This window comes from Variovorax boronicumulans, assembly GCF_029892485.1.
Lineage (GTDB): Bacteria > Pseudomonadota > Gammaproteobacteria > Burkholderiales > Burkholderiaceae_C > Variovorax > Variovorax boronicumulans_B.
Genome location: NZ_JARXVG010000003.1, coordinates 377,085 through 394,898, shown reverse-complemented (window position 1 = coordinate 394,898; position 17,814 = coordinate 377,085). Strand labels below are relative to the sequence as shown.

General features: G+C 66.7%; 16 protein-coding genes. 13 read left to right on the top strand and 3 right to left on the bottom strand.

The window, feature by feature from the left end:
* The first annotated feature begins 339 nt into the window (after positions 1–339).
* The 5 genes from M2282_RS09800 (at position 340) to M2282_RS09780 (ending at position 5,765) form a co-directional block, all read left to right on the top strand.
* Complete coding sequence (locus M2282_RS09800; RefSeq protein WP_280808580.1) at positions 340–1,668, top strand: C4-dicarboxylate transporter DctA; 1,329 nt, start codon at positions 340–342, stop codon at positions 1,666–1,668.
* A gap of 7 nt (positions 1,669–1,675) precedes the next feature.
* Entirely contained in the window at positions 1,676–2,380 is a 705-nt protein-coding gene (locus M2282_RS09795) for a GntR family transcriptional regulator (RefSeq protein WP_280808579.1), read from the top strand.
* 165 nt (positions 2,381–2,545) lie between these two features.
* Positions 2,546–3,679 (top strand): AI-2E family transporter, encoded by a 1,134-nt coding sequence (locus tag M2282_RS09790; RefSeq protein ID WP_280808578.1) that lies wholly within the window; start codon positions 2,546–2,548, stop codon positions 3,677–3,679.
* Positions 3,680–3,817: 138 nt separating this feature from the next.
* Positions 3,818–4,252, top strand: coding sequence for a DUF2141 domain-containing protein (locus tag M2282_RS09785; protein ID WP_280808577.1), 435 nt, complete (start codon positions 3,818–3,820; stop codon positions 4,250–4,252).
* A 7-nt stretch (positions 4,253–4,259) separates the two neighbouring features.
* Positions 4,260–5,765, top strand: a complete 1,506-nt coding sequence (locus M2282_RS09780; RefSeq protein ID WP_280808576.1) for a carotenoid oxygenase family protein — start codon at positions 4,260–4,262, stop codon at positions 5,763–5,765.
* Between the two features lie 13 nt (positions 5,766–5,778).
* Here the strand turns inward: M2282_RS09780 and M2282_RS09775 are convergent, their stop codons facing one another.
* Positions 5,779–6,681 (bottom strand): LysR family transcriptional regulator, encoded by a 903-nt coding sequence (locus M2282_RS09775; protein WP_280808575.1) that lies wholly within the window; start codon positions 6,679–6,681, stop codon positions 5,779–5,781.
* A gap of 112 nt (positions 6,682–6,793) precedes the next feature.
* On the opposite strand from M2282_RS09775, the gene gcl reads away from it, so the two are divergent.
* Genes gcl through M2282_RS09760 form a run of 3 tightly spaced genes read left to right on the top strand, consistent with a single transcriptional unit; the run spans position 6,794 to position 10,325 of the window.
* Complete coding sequence (gene gcl, locus M2282_RS09770; RefSeq protein WP_280808574.1) at positions 6,794–8,587, top strand: glyoxylate carboligase; 1,794 nt, start codon at positions 6,794–6,796, stop codon at positions 8,585–8,587.
* A gap of 18 nt (positions 8,588–8,605) precedes the next feature.
* Positions 8,606–9,385 (top strand): hydroxypyruvate isomerase, encoded by a 780-nt coding sequence (gene hyi, locus M2282_RS09765; protein WP_280808573.1) that lies wholly within the window; start codon positions 8,606–8,608, stop codon positions 9,383–9,385.
* Positions 9,386–9,413: 28 nt separating this feature from the next.
* On the top strand, positions 9,414–10,325 hold the full coding sequence (locus tag M2282_RS09760; protein WP_280808572.1) for a 2-hydroxy-3-oxopropionate reductase: 912 nt from the start codon (positions 9,414–9,416) through the stop codon (positions 10,323–10,325).
* 9 nt (positions 10,326–10,334) lie between these two features.
* On the opposite strand, the gene M2282_RS09755 is transcribed toward M2282_RS09760, so the two are convergent.
* Positions 10,335–11,675, bottom strand: coding sequence for an NAD(P)/FAD-dependent oxidoreductase (locus tag M2282_RS09755; RefSeq protein ID WP_280808571.1), 1,341 nt, complete (start codon positions 11,673–11,675; stop codon positions 10,335–10,337).
* Between the two features lie 248 nt (positions 11,676–11,923).
* On the opposite strand from M2282_RS09755, the gene M2282_RS09750 reads away from it, so the two are divergent.
* The 5 genes from M2282_RS09750 (at position 11,924) to M2282_RS09730 (ending at position 17,564) form a co-directional block, all read left to right on the top strand.
* Positions 11,924–14,227, top strand: a complete 2,304-nt coding sequence (locus tag M2282_RS09750) for an NADP-dependent malic enzyme (protein ID WP_280808570.1) — start codon at positions 11,924–11,926, stop codon at positions 14,225–14,227.
* Between the two features lie 180 nt (positions 14,228–14,407).
* Positions 14,408–15,442 carry an ABC transporter substrate-binding protein gene (locus tag M2282_RS09745; protein ID WP_280808569.1) on the top strand — a complete coding sequence of 345 codons (1,035 nt, stop codon included), beginning with the start codon at positions 14,408–14,410 and terminating at the stop codon, positions 15,440–15,442.
* Complete coding sequence (locus M2282_RS09740) at positions 15,442–16,299, top strand: ABC transporter ATP-binding protein (RefSeq protein WP_280808568.1); 858 nt, start codon at positions 15,442–15,444, stop codon at positions 16,297–16,299. The genes M2282_RS09745 and M2282_RS09740 overlap by 1 nt, the downstream gene beginning before the upstream one ends.
* A 10-nt stretch (positions 16,300–16,309) precedes the next feature.
* Positions 16,310–17,080 carry an ABC transporter permease gene (locus tag M2282_RS09735; protein ID WP_280808567.1) on the top strand — a complete coding sequence of 257 codons (771 nt, stop codon included), beginning with the start codon at positions 16,310–16,312 and terminating at the stop codon, positions 17,078–17,080.
* A gap of 7 nt (positions 17,081–17,087) precedes the next feature.
* Positions 17,088–17,564, top strand: a complete 477-nt coding sequence (locus M2282_RS09730) for a nucleoside deaminase (RefSeq protein ID WP_280808566.1) — start codon at positions 17,088–17,090, stop codon at positions 17,562–17,564.
* Positions 17,565–17,579: 15 nt separating this feature from the next.
* On the opposite strand, the gene M2282_RS09725 is transcribed toward M2282_RS09730, so the two are convergent.
* Positions 17,580–17,801 (bottom strand): oxidoreductase-like domain-containing protein, encoded by a 222-nt coding sequence (locus M2282_RS09725; protein ID WP_280808565.1) that lies wholly within the window; start codon positions 17,799–17,801, stop codon positions 17,580–17,582.
* Between the last annotated feature and the right edge of the window lie 13 nt (positions 17,802–17,814).

The following is a 17,814-nucleotide window of genomic DNA, read 5'->3' as shown; positions in this document are numbered from 1 at the left end:
ACAACCATTTGTGACAAGATGCACAAAACGGGACGTGATTATGGGTAGCGGACGCAAGGGCGCTCAGGCACTACTTCACGAATGAACGAAGCTCTGAAAAAGCTTTCTCTCTGAGTAAGTCGTACGACTTCATTTCCCTCGGTTCTTGTAGAAAAAATACAACGCAACGACGGTTCCCCGTCGTACCGAACAGCTTGCACACCGACTGATTCGGGCCATCTTTGTTTCCGGGAATACCCTCTGCCGTTCACAAAGTCTTCTTGCCTACATTCCTTGTATGCAAGAAAAAGCGACGCTTGCATGCAACTCTCGACAAGACACAAAGACAGGAGACTCCCCATGCCTCGCTTCGCCAAATCGCTTTTCGGTCAGGTGGTCATCGCGCTGGTGCTGGGCGTGCTCGCCGGCCTTTTCTGGCCCGAGTACGCCGTCAAGCTCAAGCCGCTGGGTGACGGCTTCATCAAGCTGATCAAGATGATCATCCCGGTGCTGGTGTTCTGCGTCGTCGTGCACGGCATCGCAGGGGCCGGGGACCTCAAGCGCGTGGGGCGGGTGGGCGTCAAGGCGCTGATCTACTTCGAGGTGCTCACCACCATCGCGCTCGCCATGGGCCTGGTGCTGGCCTTCGTGTTCCAGCCGGGTGTGGGCATGAACGTGGACCCGGCCAAGCTGGACCCGGCCGCCATGAGCGCCTATGCCTCCAACGCCGACAAGCTCACCAGCGGCGGCACGGTCGAGTTCCTGATGAAGCTGATTCCCACCACGGTGGTCAACGCCTTCGCCACCGGTGACGTGCTGCAGGTGCTGCTGTTCGCGGTGCTGTTCGGTTGCGCGCTGTCGCTGCTGGGCGATCGCGGCAAGCCGGTGGCTGTGGTGGTGGATGCGCTCTCGCTGGTGCTCTTCAAGATCATGGGGATCCTCATCAAGCTGGCGCCGCTGGGCGTGCTGGGCGCCATCGCGTTCACGGTGGGGCAGTACGGCATCGGCTCGCTCAAGCAGTTGGGCATGCTGGTGGCGCTCTTCTACGGCGCGGTGCTGATTTTCGTGTTCGTGGTGCTGGGGCTGGTGATGCGCTTCTCGGGCTTCAGCCTCTGGAAGCTGCTGCGGTACCTGCGCGAAGAGCTCGCCATCGTGTTCGCGACCACCTCGTCGGACAGCGTGCTGCCGCAGATCATGGCCAAGCTGCGCCGCATGGGCATCCGCGATTCGACGGTGGGCCTGGTGATTCCGACGGGCTACTCGTTCAACCTCGATGCCTTCTCGATCTACATCACGCTCGCCGCAGTGTTCATCGCGCAGGCCACCAACACGCCGATCTCGATGGCGGACCTGCTGACCATTCTTGCCATCGCACTGGTCACCTCCAAGGGCGCGCATGGCGTGCCGGGTTCGGCCATCGTGGTGCTGGCGGCGACGCTGCATGCGATTCCTGCGATCCCGGCCATCGGCCTGGTGCTGGTGCTGTCGGTGGACTGGTTCATGGGCATCGCCCGCGCGCTGGGCAACCTGATCGGCAACTGCGTGGCCACGGTGGCGATCGCGGCGTGGGAAGGCGACATCGACCGCGACCGCGCCCATGCGGTGCTGAACGGCACCTACACGCCGGACGACGAACCGCTGGCCGAGGCACCCGCGGCCCACGCCGCCATCGCTTCCACCGCTCACTGAAAAACGAATGCCCACCGACGTCAGCCCCACCGCCATTGCCGAACGCGTCGTCGAGGCCATCCTCGCGCAGAAGCTCGCACCGGGCGAGCGGCTGGGCGAGCAGGCCCTGGCCGAGAACTTCGCGGTGAGCCGCACGATGGTGCGCGAGGCGCTCATGCAGTTGCAGGCGCGCGGCTTCGTCGAGGTGCAATCGCGCCGCGGCTGGTACGTGGTGGAGCCTTCGGCCGAGGAAGCGCGCGATGCCTTCTCGGCGCGCCGCATCGTCGAGGCCGGCATCCTGGCCGCGAGCGAGGGCCGGCCGCTGGGCAAGGTGATCCGGAAGCTGCGCGACCACATCGCCGACGAGCAGCGCGCCATCGAAGGCGCCGATGCGGCCACGCGCGCCTTCCTGCTGGCGGACTTCCATGTGTGCCTTGCCGAACAGATGGGGCACCAGCTGCTGGTCGATGTGCTGCGCGATCTCACGGCGCGCACCACGCTGGCGGCCACGCTCTATCAGTCGAAGCACGAGGCCGGCCAGTCGTGCGCGGAGCACGGCGCCATCGTCGCGGCGCTGGAGGAAGGCGACACGGACAAGGCGCGCCGCCTGATGCTCGAGCACATCGGCAACGTCGAGCTCGCGCTCGAGGTGGAAGCCCCCGCCGAGCCCGATGCACCGAGCCGCCTGCGCGCCACGCTGGCGCCGGTCGCGCTGCCGCGCGCCAAACGCTGAAGCCGTCCGTGCAATAGTGCCGCAGCGCGCTATCGATCAGATAGCACGCCGCGACGGACTGGCAACGGCTGCAGGCGGATTTGTCTGGCCGTGGCGCGGCACCTCACAAGAGCGCGCCCGCCGACAGGATGGCGCCGCCCCGCTCGGCTACAGTCCGAGACACTTATGAACTCACCCCAACTCCAGCGCGGCGTGTTCCTCGCCCTGCTCGCCGTCGTCACCGCCGCCTTCGTATGGGTGCTGCTGCCGTTCTTCGGCGCGGTGCTGTGGGGCGTGGCGCTGGCGATCCTGTTCACACCGCTGTACAAGTGGCTGCTCAAGAAGATGCGCGGCAAACCCAATGCGGCCGCGCTCTCGACGCTGGCCATCTGTCTCTTCATCGTGATCCTGCCGCTGGCGATGGTGGGCGTGTCGCTGGTGCAGGAAATCGCGCTGGTCACGCAGAACATCCGCTCGGGGCAGATCAACTTCGCGGCCTACTTCCAGCAGATCCTGAACGCCACGCCGCAGTGGCTGCTCGGCATCTTCGAGCGCTTCAATCTCGGCGACATGCAGGCCTGGCAGGACCGCATCTCGGCCGCCGCAGGCCAGGGCAGCCAGCTCATCGCGGGCCAGGCGCTCACCATCGGGCAGAACACCTTCGACTTCATCGTCAGCTTCTTCGTGATGCTGTACCTCCTGTACTTCCTGGTGCGCGACGGCGCCGCGCTCTCCAAGACCATGCGCGACGCCGTGCCGCTCGCCAAGCCCCACACGCACTACCTGCTCAACAAGTTCACCACCGTCATCCGCGCCACCGTGAAGGGCAACGTGGCCGTGGCCATTGCGCAGGGCACCATCGGCGGGCTGGCCTTCTGGTTCCTCGGCGTGCAGGGCGCGCTGCTGTGGGCCGTGCTGATGGCCTTCCTGTCGCTATTGCCCGCAGTGGGGGCGGCGCTCATCTGGGGGCCGGTGGCCATCTACTTCCTGGCCACCGGGCACTTCTGGCAGGGCGGCGTGCTGATCTTCGTGGGCGTGTTCGTGATCGGCCTGGTCGACAACATCCTGCGGCCGGTGCTGGTGGGCAAGGACACGCAGATGCCCGACTACATCGTGCTGATGTCCACCATCGGCGGCATGGCGATCTTCGGCATCAACGGCTTCGTGATCGGGCCGGTGATCGCAGCGCTGTTCATGGCGGCGTGGAGCCTGTTCGCGGACTCGGGGCACATTGGCAACGGCCACCAGACGATCGAACCGCCGCAGACGCCGGAAGCCGCCGACCCAGCCGCCCTGCCCGAGAACCGCAAGAAGGGCTGACCGCTGCCGGCGCCTGACGCCGGTCGCGCGCAATTTCTGCATCTGGCGCGCGCATTTCCGCATTTCGTCGCATGCCGCTGGGCACCGCCCGGCGCCTGCGGGATCGTCGGGGCCTCTTCACTGCAACGAGGCCCTGCCATGCGTCTTTTCGCTCTCCCTTCCCGCCCGGCCGTGCGCGCGATGTGCGCCGCCGTCCTCCTCGCGCCGCTGGGCGCCTTTGCCGCCGATCTGAGCCTGAGCGTGGCCGACGGCCCCGCTGCCGACGCCACGCTGTACGTCGCGCTCTACGACAGCACCGCCGGCTTCGCGGGCACCGCGCTGGCCTCTCAGATGGTGCCGATGCGCGGTGGCACGGCACGGCTCGTGTTCCCGGGCCTGGCAACGGGGCGCTATGCCGTGCGCGTGTTCGCGGACGAAAACGGCAACGGCAAGCTGGACACCAACCTGATGGGCATGCCCACCGAGCGCTACGGCTTCTCCAACGATGCCAAGGGCAACCGCGGCGCTCCCGAATTCGACGCCGCCGCGCTCGCCGTCGACGCCGACCTGCAAACCGTCATTCACCTGCGCTGAGGCCGCCATGCAAAGACGCGAACTCATGCGCCTGCTGGCTTCGGCCGGTGCGCTTCCCCTTCTCGGGCCCTTGGCACGCCTGGCGCATGCCGCGGACAAGGACGCCTGGCAGGCCGACTTCGAGGCCGCCGACGCGCCCTGGAAAACCGGCTTCGCCGCGCCGCCCGGCGACCTGCCGCTGACCCGCGCCGCGGTGCGCGGGCGTTTTCCCGATGCCGTCACCGGCACGCTGTTCCGCATCGGCCCGGCGGGCCACGACCTGGGCGGCGAGCGCTACCACCACTGGTTCGACGGCGACGGCATGGTGCATCGCTTCGTGATCGACGGAGCCGACGTGCGCCACCAGGGCCGCTATGTGGCCACGCCCAAGCGCGTGGCCGAGGTGCGGGCCGGACGCCGCCTGGCGGAAGCCTTCGGCACCATGCCGCCGGGCGTGGAGCCACCGACCTCGGCCGACAACATCAACGTCGCCAACACCAGCGTGCTGCCGTTGCAGGGCGAGGTGCTGGCGCTGTGGGAGGGCGGCTCGGCCACGCGCATCGATGCGCGCACGCTGGACACGCTGGGCGTGAAGACCTGGCGCCCCGACCTCGCGGGCATGCCTTTCTCGGCCCACCCCAAGGTGGACCCGGACGGCACCGTCTGGAACTTCGGCGTGAGCTCCGGCCAGGGCCTGCTGGCGCTGTACGAGATCGGCGCCGACGGGGCACTTCGCCGCGCCGCCGTGGTGCCGGTGGCCGACATGCCCATGGTTCACGACTTCGCCGTGACCGAGCGGCACCTGGTGTTCCTGATGCCGCCGCTGGTCTACGACGCCAAGCGCAAGGAAGCCGGCGCGACCTTCCTCGACGCGCATGTCTGGCGGCCCGAGCTGGGCATGCGCGCACTGGTGGTCGACAAGCAGAACTGGGAGAGGCGCCAGATGCTCACGCTTCCGGCCGGCTTCCTGTTTCACGTCGGCAATGCCTGGGAAGAGGACACGCCGCGCGGCACACGGATCCACATCGACTACGTGCGCTCGGAGAACGCCGACTCGGTGTTCACGACCAACCGCGAAGTGATGCGCGCCCGCCGCGTGAAAAGCACCGACCCGCATCTGACTGTCGCCACGCTGAACCTGGACACCGGCACGGCAACGCAGACGACGCTGGCGCAGGAAGCGGAGTTTCCGCGCATCGACCCGCGCCGCGTGGGCCTGCGTCATCGCCAGGTGGTACACGCCACGCAGGTCCGGCGCGACCTGCCGGGCTTCGGTGCGGTCGCGCGCACCGATGTCGAGAGCGGCTGCAGCCAGCGGTTCAGCTACGGGGCGCAGGCCATCGTGGAAGAACATGTCTACGTGCCGGACGGCGCGAAGCCGGGTTGGGTGCTGGGCACGGTGCTGGATTTCGGCCGGCAGAAGACGGTGCTGTCGTGCTTCGCGGCCGATCACCTGGCGGCAGGCCCTGTGGCACAGGCTACGCTGCCCTATGCGCTGCCGCTGGGCCTGCACGGCGCTTTCGTGTCGGCCTGAAGAGAAAGAAAGCTCAGGCCGCCCACCAGCCTTCATCGAACCGCCCCTGCAGGAACGCCACGAAGCCCGACACCTTCCCCGGCACCAGCTTGGGCGACGGGAACACGGCGTGGATCTCCTGCTCGGGCAGCGCATGGTCGCCCAGCACCGCGACCACCTTGCCCGCCGCCATCGATTCGCTCGCCACGTAGCGCGGCATGAGCGCGATGCCCAGCCCGTCGCGTGCGGCCGCCAGCACGGCGGAGAGGTTGTTCGAGCGAAAGCGCCCCGAGACCGGCACCGTCACCGGCTCGCCCTTGGGCGTGTGCATGCGCCAGAACTCGTCGCCCACCACGCTGCTGTAGATGAGCGCCACGTGCGCGCTCAGGTCCTGCGCGCGCTTGGGCGTGCCGTGCTTCTTCAGGTAGCCGGGCGCCGCGACCATGACCCACGGGTTGGCGCCCAGGTAGCGCGCGCCCAGCGATGAGTCGGCCAGCTTGCCCATGCGGATCGCCACGTCGATGCCCTGCGCGATGAGGTCGACGTAGCGGTCCTCGAAGCTCAGGTCCAGCTGCACCTGCGGATGCCGGCGCATGTACTCGAGCGCCAGCGGCACCACCACGCGCCGCCCGAATGCCACCGAGGTGCCCACGCGCAAGAGGCCCTGCGCCTGGTTCTGCCGCAGCTGCACGATGCTGTCGGCCTCCTCGGCGTCGCGCACGATGGTCTTGCACTTCTCGTAGTAGAGCGCCCCCGGCTCGGTGAGGCTCACGCCGCGCGTGTTGCGGTTGAGCAGCCGCACCTTCAGCCGCGTTTCCGTTGCCGCGATCTGCTTGGTCACGGTGGGTTGCGTGGTGTTGAATTCGCGCGCTGCTTTCGAGAAGCTGCCGGTCTCCACGACCCGCACGAACATTTCCATTGCCAACAATCTGTCCATTGGCGCATCGTAGCCAGTTATTCCGCCACGGAATAGGTTTTATGGTCCGCAGCCGTCTTCTTCGAATGGCCCGCGCTTCCTACAGTGGACGTCACTTAACGGAGACAGTCCCATGGCAAAAATGAAAGCGGTCCAGGCCGCCGTGCTGGTGATGGAAAAGGAAGGCGTGACGCAGGCCTTCGGCGTGCCCGGTGCCGCCATCAACCCGATGTATTCGGCGCTGCGCCAGCGCGGCAGCATCTCGCACATCCTCGCGCGCCACGTCGAAGGCGCCTCGCACATGGCCGAGGGCTACACGCGTGCGGTGGCCGGCAACATCGGCGTGTGCATCGGCACCTCGGGCCCCGCGGGCACCGACATGATCACGGGCCTGTATTCGGCCTGGGCCGATTCGATTCCGATCCTCTGCATCACCGGCCAGGCGCCGCGCGCACGCCTCTACAAGGAAGACTTTCAGGCGGTCGACATCGAATCGATCTCCAAGCCGGTCACCAAGTGGTCGGTCACGGTGCGCGAACCCGGCCAGGTGCCGCAGGTGTTCCAGCAGGCCTTTCACCTGATGCGCTCGGGCCGCCCCGGCCCCGTGCTCATCGATCTTCCGTTCGACGTGCAGATGGCCGAGATCGAGTTCGACATCAACAGCTACGAGCCGCTCGTCCCCTACAAGCCGGCCGCCACGCGCGCGCAAATCGAAAAGGCCATCGGCATGCTGCAAGCGGCCGAGCGCCCGCTGATCGTGGCCGGCGGCGGCGTCATCAATGCCGATGCGTCGGACCTGCTCGTGCGCTTTGCCGAAGCCACCGGCGTGCCGGTGATTCCCACGCTGATGGGCTGGGGCTCGATCCCCGACGACCATCCGCTGATGGCCGGCATGTGCGGCCTGCAGACCAGCCACCGCTACGGCAACGCAACGATGCTCGCGAGCGACTTCGTGCTCGGCATCGGCAACCGCTGGGCCAACCGCCACACGGGCTCGGTCGATGTCTACACCAAGGGCCGCACCTTTGTGCACGTGGACATCGAGCCCACGCAGATCGGCCGCGTGTTCACGCCCGACTTCGGCATCGTCTCGGACGCCAAGTTGGCGCTGGAGCAGTTCGTCGCCGTGGCAGAAGAAATGAAGGCCGCCGGCAAGCTCACCGACCGCCGCGAGTGGGCCAGGTCGTGCATCGAGCGCAAGAAGACCATGCTGCGCAAGACCAACTTCGACAGCGTGCCGATGAAGCCGCAGCGCGTGTACCAGTGCATGAACAACAACTTCAGCAACGACACCTGCTATGTGAGCACCATCGGGCTCTCGCAGATCGCGGCCGCGCAGTTCCTGCACGTGTACAACCCGCGCCACTGGATCAACTGCGGCCAGGCCGGCCCGCTGGGCTGGACCATTCCCGCCGCGCTGGGCGTGCGCGCGGCCGACCCGACGCGCAAGATCGTCGCGCTCTCGGGCGACTACGACTTCCAGTTCATGATCGAAGAGCTGGCCGTGGGCGCGCAGTTCAAGTTGCCGTACATCCACATCGTGGTGAACAACTCGTACCTCGGCCTCATCCGCCAGGCGCAGCGCGGCTTCGAGATGGACTACTGCGTGCAGCTCGCGTTCGACAACATCAACGCCGGCCCCGACGCGGGCATCGAGAGCAGCTACGGCGTCGATCACCTGAAGGTCGTCGAGGGCCTCGGCTGCAAGGCGATCCGCGTGAACAAGCAGGAAGAGATCGCGCCGGCCATCCAGCGCGCCGAAGCCCTCATGGCCGAGTTCAGCGTGCCGGTCGTCATCGAGGTGATGCTCGAGCGCGTGACCAACATCGCGATGGGCACCGAGATCGACAACATCACCGAGTTCGAGCCGCTGGCGGAGCACCCCGCCGATGCGCCCACCGCGGTGGCGGCCGAGATGCTGGACTGAGTGAGCAAGGAGACACACATGCCCAAGTTCGCAGCCAACCTCACGATGCTCTTCACCGAGCTGCCGTTCATGCAACGCTTCGAAGCCGCCGCCAAGGCGGGCTTCAAGGGAGTGGAATACCTCTTCCCCTACCCCTTCGAGAAAAAGGAACTCGCGGCGGCCCTGCGCGCCAACGGCCTGCAGCAGGTGCTGCACAACCTGCCGGCCGGCGACTGGGACAAGGGCGAGCGCGGCATCGCGTGCCTGGCCGACCGCACGGGCGAGTTCGCCGAAGGCATAGGCATGGCGATCGACTACGCGACCGCGCTCGGCTGCCCGCAGGTCAATTGCCTCATCGGCAAGGTGCCCGAAGGCGCCGACATCAATGTGGTCAACCGCACGGTGATCGACAACCTGCGCCTGGCCGCGCGGGAGCTGGAAGCCGCGGGCATCCGCATGCTGATCGAGCCGATCAACACCTTCGATATTCCGGGCTTCTACCTGAACCGCACCGACAAGGCGCTCGCGCTGATCGAGGCGGTGGGTTCGCCCAACCTGAAGGTGCAGTACGACATCTACCACGCGCAGCGCATGGAGGGCGAGCTGGGCAACACGCTCACGAAGCACCTCGCGCAGATCGGCCATATCCAGCTGGCCGACAACCCCGGACGCGGCGAGCCGGGCACGGGCGAGATCAACTACCCGTGGCTCTTCAAGCACATCGATTCGCTGGGCTACGGCGGCTGGATCGGCTGCGAATACAAGCCGCGCAGCGACACCGTCAATGGCCTCGGATGGCGCGAAGCGCTCACGCAATAAAAGACAACTTCAGATCGGAAAAAGAGACATGACGACAACACCCCAGAAAATCGGATTCATCGGCCTCGGCATCATGGGTGCGCCCATGGCAGGCCACCTGCTCGACGCGGGCCATCAGCTCTTCGTGAACACGCAGGGCAACACGCCAGAGCCCTTCATCTCGAAGGCGAAGATCTGCGCCTCGGCGGCCGAGGTGGCGCGCCAGGCCGACATCATCTTCATCATGGTGCCGGACACGCCCGATGTGGAGAAAGTGCTGTTCGGCGAGCCGGGCACGCACGGCGTGGCCGAAGGCCTGAAGGACTCGCGCGGCAAGATCGTGGTGGACTGCAGCTCCATCGACCCGATCGCCACCAAGGCGTTTGCCAAGCGCATCGTGGCGCTGGGCTGCGGCTACATCGACGCGCCGGTCTCCGGCGGCGAAGTCGGCGCCAAGGCCGCGAGCCTCACGATCATGTGCGGCGGCGACGAAGGCACCTTCGAGCGCGTGAAGCCGCTGCTGGACAAGATGGGCAAGAACGTCACGCTGGTGGGCGCCGTGGGCGACGGCCAGGTCTGCAAGGTGGCCAACCAGATCATCGTGGCGCTGAACATCGCGGCCGTGGGCGAGGCGCTGCTGTTCGCCTCGAAGGCGGGCGCCGATCCGGCCAAGGTGCGCCAGGCGCTGATGGGCGGCTTCGCGAGTTCGCGCATTCTCGAAGTGCACGGCGAACGGATGATCAAGCGCACCTTCGCGCCGGGCTTCCGCATCGCGCTGCACCAGAAGGACCTGAACCTCGCGCTGCAGAGCGCGCGTTCGCTGGGCGTGGCGCTGCCGCAGACGGCGGGCGCGGCGCAACTGATGAATGCCTGCGCGGCGCTCGGCCACGGGCAGTCGGATCACTCGGCGCTGGTCAAGGCGCTCGAAGCGCTCGCCCAGCACACCGTCACGCCGGACTGAGCCTGCGGCTCAGGTCTTTGCAGCCTCGAGGGATTCCTTGAGGTTCCGCCGCCGCCATGCCCAGGTCTTGATGGCCTGCGGCAGGATGCCGATGCACGAGGCGTAGTACGTCACCTTGAAGCCCCAGAAGCGCGGGCCGATCGGCGTGTCGCGGAACAGGTCGCCAGCCAGGATGGACAGGAGCGCCTCCTGCATCCGCCAGATGTTGCGCGGCGCCATGAAGAGCCGACGGATCGCCGGCGAGGTGATGCGGTAGATGAACCACGAGAACAACTTCGGCCCGCGCTTCATGACCTTCTCGTAGTGGCGGAAGGCCTTCTCGGCCTCCTTCGCCTCGCCCCTGAGCCACAGGTCTGCAGCGTTCGCGGCCTCGAAGCCGCTGTTCATCGCCAGGTACACGCCCGAGGAGAACATCGGGTCGACGAAGGCGTAGGCATCGCCCACCATCATGAAGCGGTCGCCGCGGCAGAACTTCGAGTCGTAAGCGTAGTTGCCGGTGGCGGTGGCGCCTTCCATCAGCGTGGCGTTCGCAAGGCGCGCGGCCAGCTTGGGCGCGAGCGCGATGGTCTCCATCAGGAAGTCTTCGAGCGACGCACCCTGGCGGCGCTTGAAGTACGCGGGCGAGGCCACGGCGCCGACGCTCACGGTGCCGTCCTTCAGCGGGATGTACCAGAACCAGCCGTGGTCGAACCAGAAGAGCGAGATGTTGCCCTCGAAGCGGCCGGGGCGGCGCTCGGCGTTGGCGAAGTGGCCATAAAGCGCCGCGCTCGCGTGCTTGCGGTTGCGCTGCTTGGCGTCGAACTGGTTCGACAGCAGCGTGTCACGCCCGCTCGCGTCGATCACGAAGCGCGGGCGCCAGCTGGTCTCGGTGCCGTCGTCGGCCTTGATCTTCACCAGCGGGCGGTTGTCGGGGGTTCCCTTGCCGGCATCCATGTCCACGCCGGTGACGCGCTGACCCTCGAAGGTGCGCGCGCCGCGCTTGCCGGCATGGCGGAACAGCAGCTCGTCGAATTCCGAGCGGCGCACGTGCACCGCGTAGGGAAAGCTCTTGTCCATCGCCTGGCCGAAGTCGAAATGGCTCGTGTGGTCGTGCCAGGGCGAAACGAACTCGGCGCCGTGCTTCTTGATGCCGATGGCCTCGACCTCGGTGCGCACGCCCAGCCGGTCGAACAGCGGCATGTTCATCGGCAGCAGCGATTCGCCGATGTGAAAGCGCGGATGCTGCGCCTTCTCGATCAGCACCACGTCGTGCCCCTTGTCCGCCAGCAACGCGGCCACGGTGGAGCCCGAAGGGCCCCCGCCGATGACCACGACGTCGGGGTCGGTGGTGGTGAAAGCTCCGGGTGTCATGCGCTGCCCCTCCGTTGTCTTTGTGTGTGTCTCGATGGACGCCGGCCGGCCGCTCAGGCGGCATGGTTCCGGATTGCCTTGTGAACCTTGGATGACCTTAGTTAACAGTTGTGAGTTTAGCGAACCGGCGCCCGGTTCCAGGCCGGATCCGCCCCGGCTATGGGTTCAGGCCTTTTCTGCATTGCCCCGCCGGGAACCGGGTGCGCTTTTGCGGTAGCCTCATTGCCCGTCAAACAAGGAGACATTTCATGGCTGCACCCCTCTCCCCCGCCGAAGAAGCACTTCGCGAGGCAGCGCGCGAATACCACCGCTCGCCCGTCAAGGGCAAGATTTCGATCACCCCCACCAAGCCCCTGCTGAACCAGCGCGACCTGTCGCTGGCCTATTCGCCGGGCGTGGCCTATCCCTGCCTGGACATCGCCGCCGATCCGTCGCTGGCGGTCGAGTACACGGCCCGCGGCAACCTCGTGGGCGTGGTCACCAACGGCACCGCGGTGCTGGGCCTGGGCAACATCGGCCCGCTGGCCGCCAAGCCGGTGATGGAAGGCAAGGGGTGCCTCTTCAAGAAGTTCGCCGGCATCGACGTGTTCGACATCGAGCTGGCCGAGAACGACCCCGACAAGCTGGTCGACATCATCGCGGCGCTGGAGCCCACGCTGGGCGGCATCAACCTCGAAGACATCAAGGCGCCCGAGTGCTTCTACATCGAGAAGAAGCTGCGCGAGCGCATGAACATCCCGGTGTTCCATGACGACCAGCACGGCACGGCCATCATCTCGGCCGCGGCGCTGCTCAATGGCCTCGAGCTCGTGGGCAAGAAGATCGAGGACGTGAAGATCGCCGTCTCGGGCGCCGGCGCCGCCGCCATCGCCTGCCTCGACGTGATGGTCGGCCTGGGCGTCAAGCCCGCCAACATCCATGCCTGCGACTCCAAGGGCCTGATCTACGTCGGCCGCGCAGGCGGCTTCGACGAATCGAAGTCGCGCTATGCCCAGAAAGACACCGGCGCCCGCACCCTCGCCGACGTGGTGAAGGACGCCGATGTGTTCCTCGGCTGCTCGGCCCCCGGCGTGATGTCGGCCGACATGGTCAAGACCATGGGCACGCAGCCCATCATCCTGGCGCTGGCCAACCCCGAGCCCGAGATTCGCCCCGAGCTGGCCAAGGCCGTGCGGCCCGACTGCATCATCGCCACGGGCCGCTCGGACTATCCGAACCAGGTCAACAACGTGCTGTGCTTCCCGTACATCTTCCGCGGCGCGCTCGATTGCGGCGCCACCAAGATCACGGAAGAGATGAAGCTGGCCTGCGTGCGCGAGATCGCAGACCTCACCAAGGCCGACATCAGCGAAGAGGTGGCCACGGCCTACGCGGGGCAGGAGCTCTCGTTCGGGCCCGACTACATCATTCCGAAGCCCTTCGATTCGCGCCTCATCCTGCGCATCGCCCCCGCCGTGGCCAAGGCGGCCGCCGCTTCCGGCGTGGCCACCCGCCCCATCGAGGACATGGAGGCCTACCGCCAGCACCTGACGCGCTTCGTCTACCAGACCGGCATGTTCATGCGCCCGGTGTTCACCGCCGCCAAGCTGGCCACCGCCAAGCGCGTGGCCTATGCCGAAGGCGAGGACGAGCGCGTGCTGCGCGCCGCACAACTGGCCGTGGACGAAGGCCTGGCCCAGCCGATCCTGGTCGGCCGCCCTGCCGTGATCGAGGCGCGCATCAAGAAGGCGGGCCTGCACATCCGCATCGGCACCGATGTGGAGATCGTCAACCCCGAAGACGACCCGCGCTTCCGTGTGTACTGGGAGGCCTTCCACAAGCTCATGGGCCGCCGCGGCGTGACGCCCGAGGCCGCCAAGACGATGGTGCGCCGCTCCAACACCACCATCGCCGCGCTGATGCTGCACTTGGGCGATGCCGACGCGATGATCTGCGGCCTGGTCGGGCGCTTCGACGTGCACCTGGAGCACATCCGCAACCTGATCGGCCTGAAGCGCGGCGCGCCGGGCTTCGCGACGCTCAACGCGCTCACGCTGGAGAAGCGCACCGTGTTCATCACCGACACCAACGTGAACGAAGACCCGAGCGCCGAACTGCTGGCCAGCATCGCGGTGATGGCGGCCGAGGAAGTGCGCCGCTTCGGCCTGCCGCCCAAGGTGGCTTTTCTCTCGCACTCGAACTACGGCACATCGAGCCGCGGTTCGGCCCGCAAGATGCGGCTGGCGCGCGACCTGTTCGCGCAGATGGCACCCGACATCGAATGCGACGGCGAGATGCACGGCGACGCCGCGCTCTCCGAAGACGTGCGCCGCACCGCGCTGCCCGAGACCACGCTCACCGGCGAGGCCAACCTCCTGGTGTGCCCGAACCTCGACTCGGCGCACATCCTCTACAACGTGCTGAAGATGACCGGTGCCAACGGCATCACGGTCGGGCCGATCCTGCTGGGCGGCGCGGGCTCGGCGCATGTGCTGACGCCTTCCTCGACCGTGCGGCGGATCGTGAACATGACGGCGCTGGCTGTGGCGAATGCGACGACGGCGCTGAAGTAACTCGCAGCCCTTTCCCTCAAAAACGCCCCGCCGTGGTGACACAGCGGGGCGTTTTTCTTGTTTTTGCACCAGCAGCATTCCGTCGTGCACCTCAGTGGCCAGCCCGGAAGGGTTCGCACCAATCGCGTGCGGGCACCGTTTTTGCTTGAATGCCGAAGCATTCACCTTCACGGATCTCGCATGAACAAGCGCCAACTGCTCCAGTCCTTCCTCGCCGCCTCGGCCCTCAGCTTCGGCCTCACATCGGCCCATGCCCAGGCCCCGACGCCGATCAAGTTCCAGCTCGACTGGCGCTTCGAGGGACCGGCCGCGCTGTTCCTGCACCCCGCCGCCAAGGGCTACTTCAAGGCCGCGGGCCTGGATGTGACCATCGATGCAGGCAACGGCTCGGGCGGCACGGTCACGCGCGTGGCTTCGGGCGCCTACGAAATGGGCTTTGCCGACCTCGCGGCGCTGATGGAATTCCACGCCAACAACCCCGACAGCCCGAACAAGCCGGTCGCGGTGATGATGGTCTACAACAACACGCCGGCCTCGGTCATGGCGCTCAAGAAGAGCGGCATCACCAAGCCTTCGGACCTCGCCGGAAAGAAGCTGGGCGCGCCGGTGTTCGACGCGGGCCGCCGCGCGTTCCCGATCTTCGCCAAGGCCAACAACATCGGCCCGGTCAACTGGACCGCCATGGACCCGACGCTGCGCGAGACCATGCTGATCCGCGGCGACATCGACGCGATCACCGGCTTCACCTTCACCTCGCTGCTGAACCTGGAGGCGCGCGGCGCCAAGGCAGCCGACGTGGTGATCCTTCCCTACCCCGACTACGGCGTGAAGCTCTACGGCAACGTGATCATCGCGTCGCCCAAGCTCATCAAGGAGAACCCGGCAGCGGTGAAGAAATTCCTCTCGGCCTTCGCCAAGGGCGCCAAGGAAGTCATCGCCAACCCGGCCGTGGCCATCGAATCGGTGAAGGCGCGCGACGGCATCATCGACAGCAAGCTGGAAACCCGCCGCCTGCAACTGGCCATCGACACCGTGATCAACAGCGCCGACGCGCGCAGCGAAGGCTTCGGCGCCGTCAACGCGGGCCGCATGTCGCTGATGGCCTCGCAGGTGTCCGATGCGTTCAACACGAAGACCCGCGTGAGCCCCGATGCCGTGTGGACGGCCGCCATGCTGCCGCCGGCGGCCGAACTCAGCGGAATCCTTCGCAAGTGATGGCAGGCGCACCCAACGACGCCGCCGCCCCCTTCGTCGATTTCCAGGACGTCTGGCTCGCCTACAACGAGGAGTTGCTGCGCGAGAACCACTTCGCGGTCGAGGCCATCGACCTGAAGGTCAAGCGCGGCGAATTCATCGCGATCGTCGGGCCTTCGGGCTGCGGCAAGTCGACCTTCATGAAGCTCACCACGGGGCTGAAGATGCCGTCGATGGGCAAGATCCGCATCGACGGCGCACCCGTGACCGGGCCGCTCAAGATCTCGGGCATGGCGTTCCAGGCGCCGTCGCTGCTGCCGTGGCGCACCACGGTCGACAACGTGCTGCTGCCGCTGGAGATCGTCGAGCCCTACCGCTCGAACTTCAAGGCCAAGCGCAAGGAATACGTCGAGCGTGCGCGCAAGCTGCTGCAGAAGGTGGGCCTTGCGGGCTACGAAGACAAGTTTCCGTGGCAGCTCTCGGGCGGCATGCAGCAGCGCGCAAGCATCTGCCGCGCGCTCATCCACGAGCCCAAGATGCTGCTGCTCGACGAGCCCTTCGGCGCGCTCGATGCGTTCACGCGCGAGGAGCTGTGGTGCATCCTGCGCGACCTCTGGACCGAGCAGCAGTTCAACGTGATCCTGGTGACGCACGACCTGCGCGAATCGGTGTTCCTTGCCGACACGGTGTATGTGATGAGCAAGAGCCCGGGCCGTTTCGTGGTGAAGCGCGAGATCGAGCTGCCGCGTCCGCGCGAGCTCGAACTCACCTACACGAAGGAGTTCACCGACATCGTGCTGGAGCTGCGCGGGCACATCGGCGCCATCCGGAACACCGGCATCAGCGCGGCGCAAACCGCCGCGGCTGTTTCCCATTGATCGGCGCACCATGAAGAACACCAAGCAAATCGAACGCTGGTCGCCCTGGCTGCTGCTGGTCGCAGTGCTCCTGCTGTGGCAGATCGTCTGCGCGGGCTTCGAGGTCTCGGACTTCATCTTCCCGAGCCCGTGGCGCATCTGGACGCAGTTCTGGGAATACAAGGAAATCATCGCGGGCCATGCGTGGCGCACCTTCTGGGTCACGATGGCGGGCTTCGGCCTCGCGATCGTGGTGGGCGTGCTGATGGGCTTCGTCATCGGCAGTTCGCGCATCGCGTATGCGGCGATCTACCCGCTCATGACCGCCTTCAACGCGCTGCCCAAGGCGGCCTTTGTGCCGATCCTGGTGGTGTGGTTCGGCATCGGTGTGGGGCCGGCGATTCTCACAGCCTTTTTGATCAGCTTCTTCCCGATCATGGTCAACATCGCGACGGGTCTCGCCACGCTGGAGCCCGAGCTCGAAGACGTGCTGCGCGTGCTCGGCGCCAAGCGCTGGGACGTGCTCATGAAGATCGGCCTGCCGCGCTCCATGCCCTACTTCTTCGGATCGTTGAAGGTGGCGATCACGCTGGCTTTCGTGGGCACCACGGTGAGCGAGATGACTGCGGCCAACGAAGGCATCGGCTACCTGCTGATTTCCGCAGGCTCGGCCATGCAGATGGGCCTGGCCTTCGCGGGCCTGATGGTGGTGGGCGCGATGGCGATGCTGATGTACGAGCTCTTCAGCGTGATCGAGAAGCACACGACGGGCTGGGCCCACCGAGGCTCCCAGAACCAATAATGCGCGGATGACACCAGACCAGATCATTCGCGCGCTGCGGCGCGCCGACGAGGTGGCCCGCCGCGCGATGGCGATGGGCCGCCACCCCTTCGGCGCGGTGCTCGTCGCACCCGATGGCGAAACCATCCTCGCCGAGCAGGGCAACATCGACACGGTGAACCACGCCGAGGCCACGCTGGCGCGCCACGCCGCGCAGAACTGGCCGGCCGAGTACCTCTGGCAATGCACGCTGGTCACCACCTTCGAGCCCTGCGCGATGTGCGCGGGCACCAGTTACTGGGCGCACATCGGCCGCGTCGTCTACGGCGCGGAAGAATCGGCGCTGCTCGCGCTCACGGGCGACCACCCCGAGAACCCGACGCTGAGCCTGCCCTGCCGCGAGGTGTTCGCACGCGGGCAGAAGAAGATCGAGGTGATCGGGCCGGTGCCTGAAGTGGCGGAGGAAATGATCGCCACGCACCGCGGGTTCTGGGAAACCCGCTAGAGGGCTAGACCAGCTTCAGGCCAGCAGCAACGAGGCTTCGTCGCGCCAGTAGTTCACCGCGGCGAGCCAGCCCTCCCACACGCAGCCGTTGCAGCCGCGTCCGCAGCAGGTGGTGGGCTCGGGTGGCGGCGCGCGCATGGCGAGCCCCTGGGCATCGAGCACCGCCTGCACGCGCGCGATCAACGCTTGCGCACTGGCAAGGTTCGTGGGCTCGGGCAGCCGGTCGATGAGGTTCATGGCAACGAGGTTC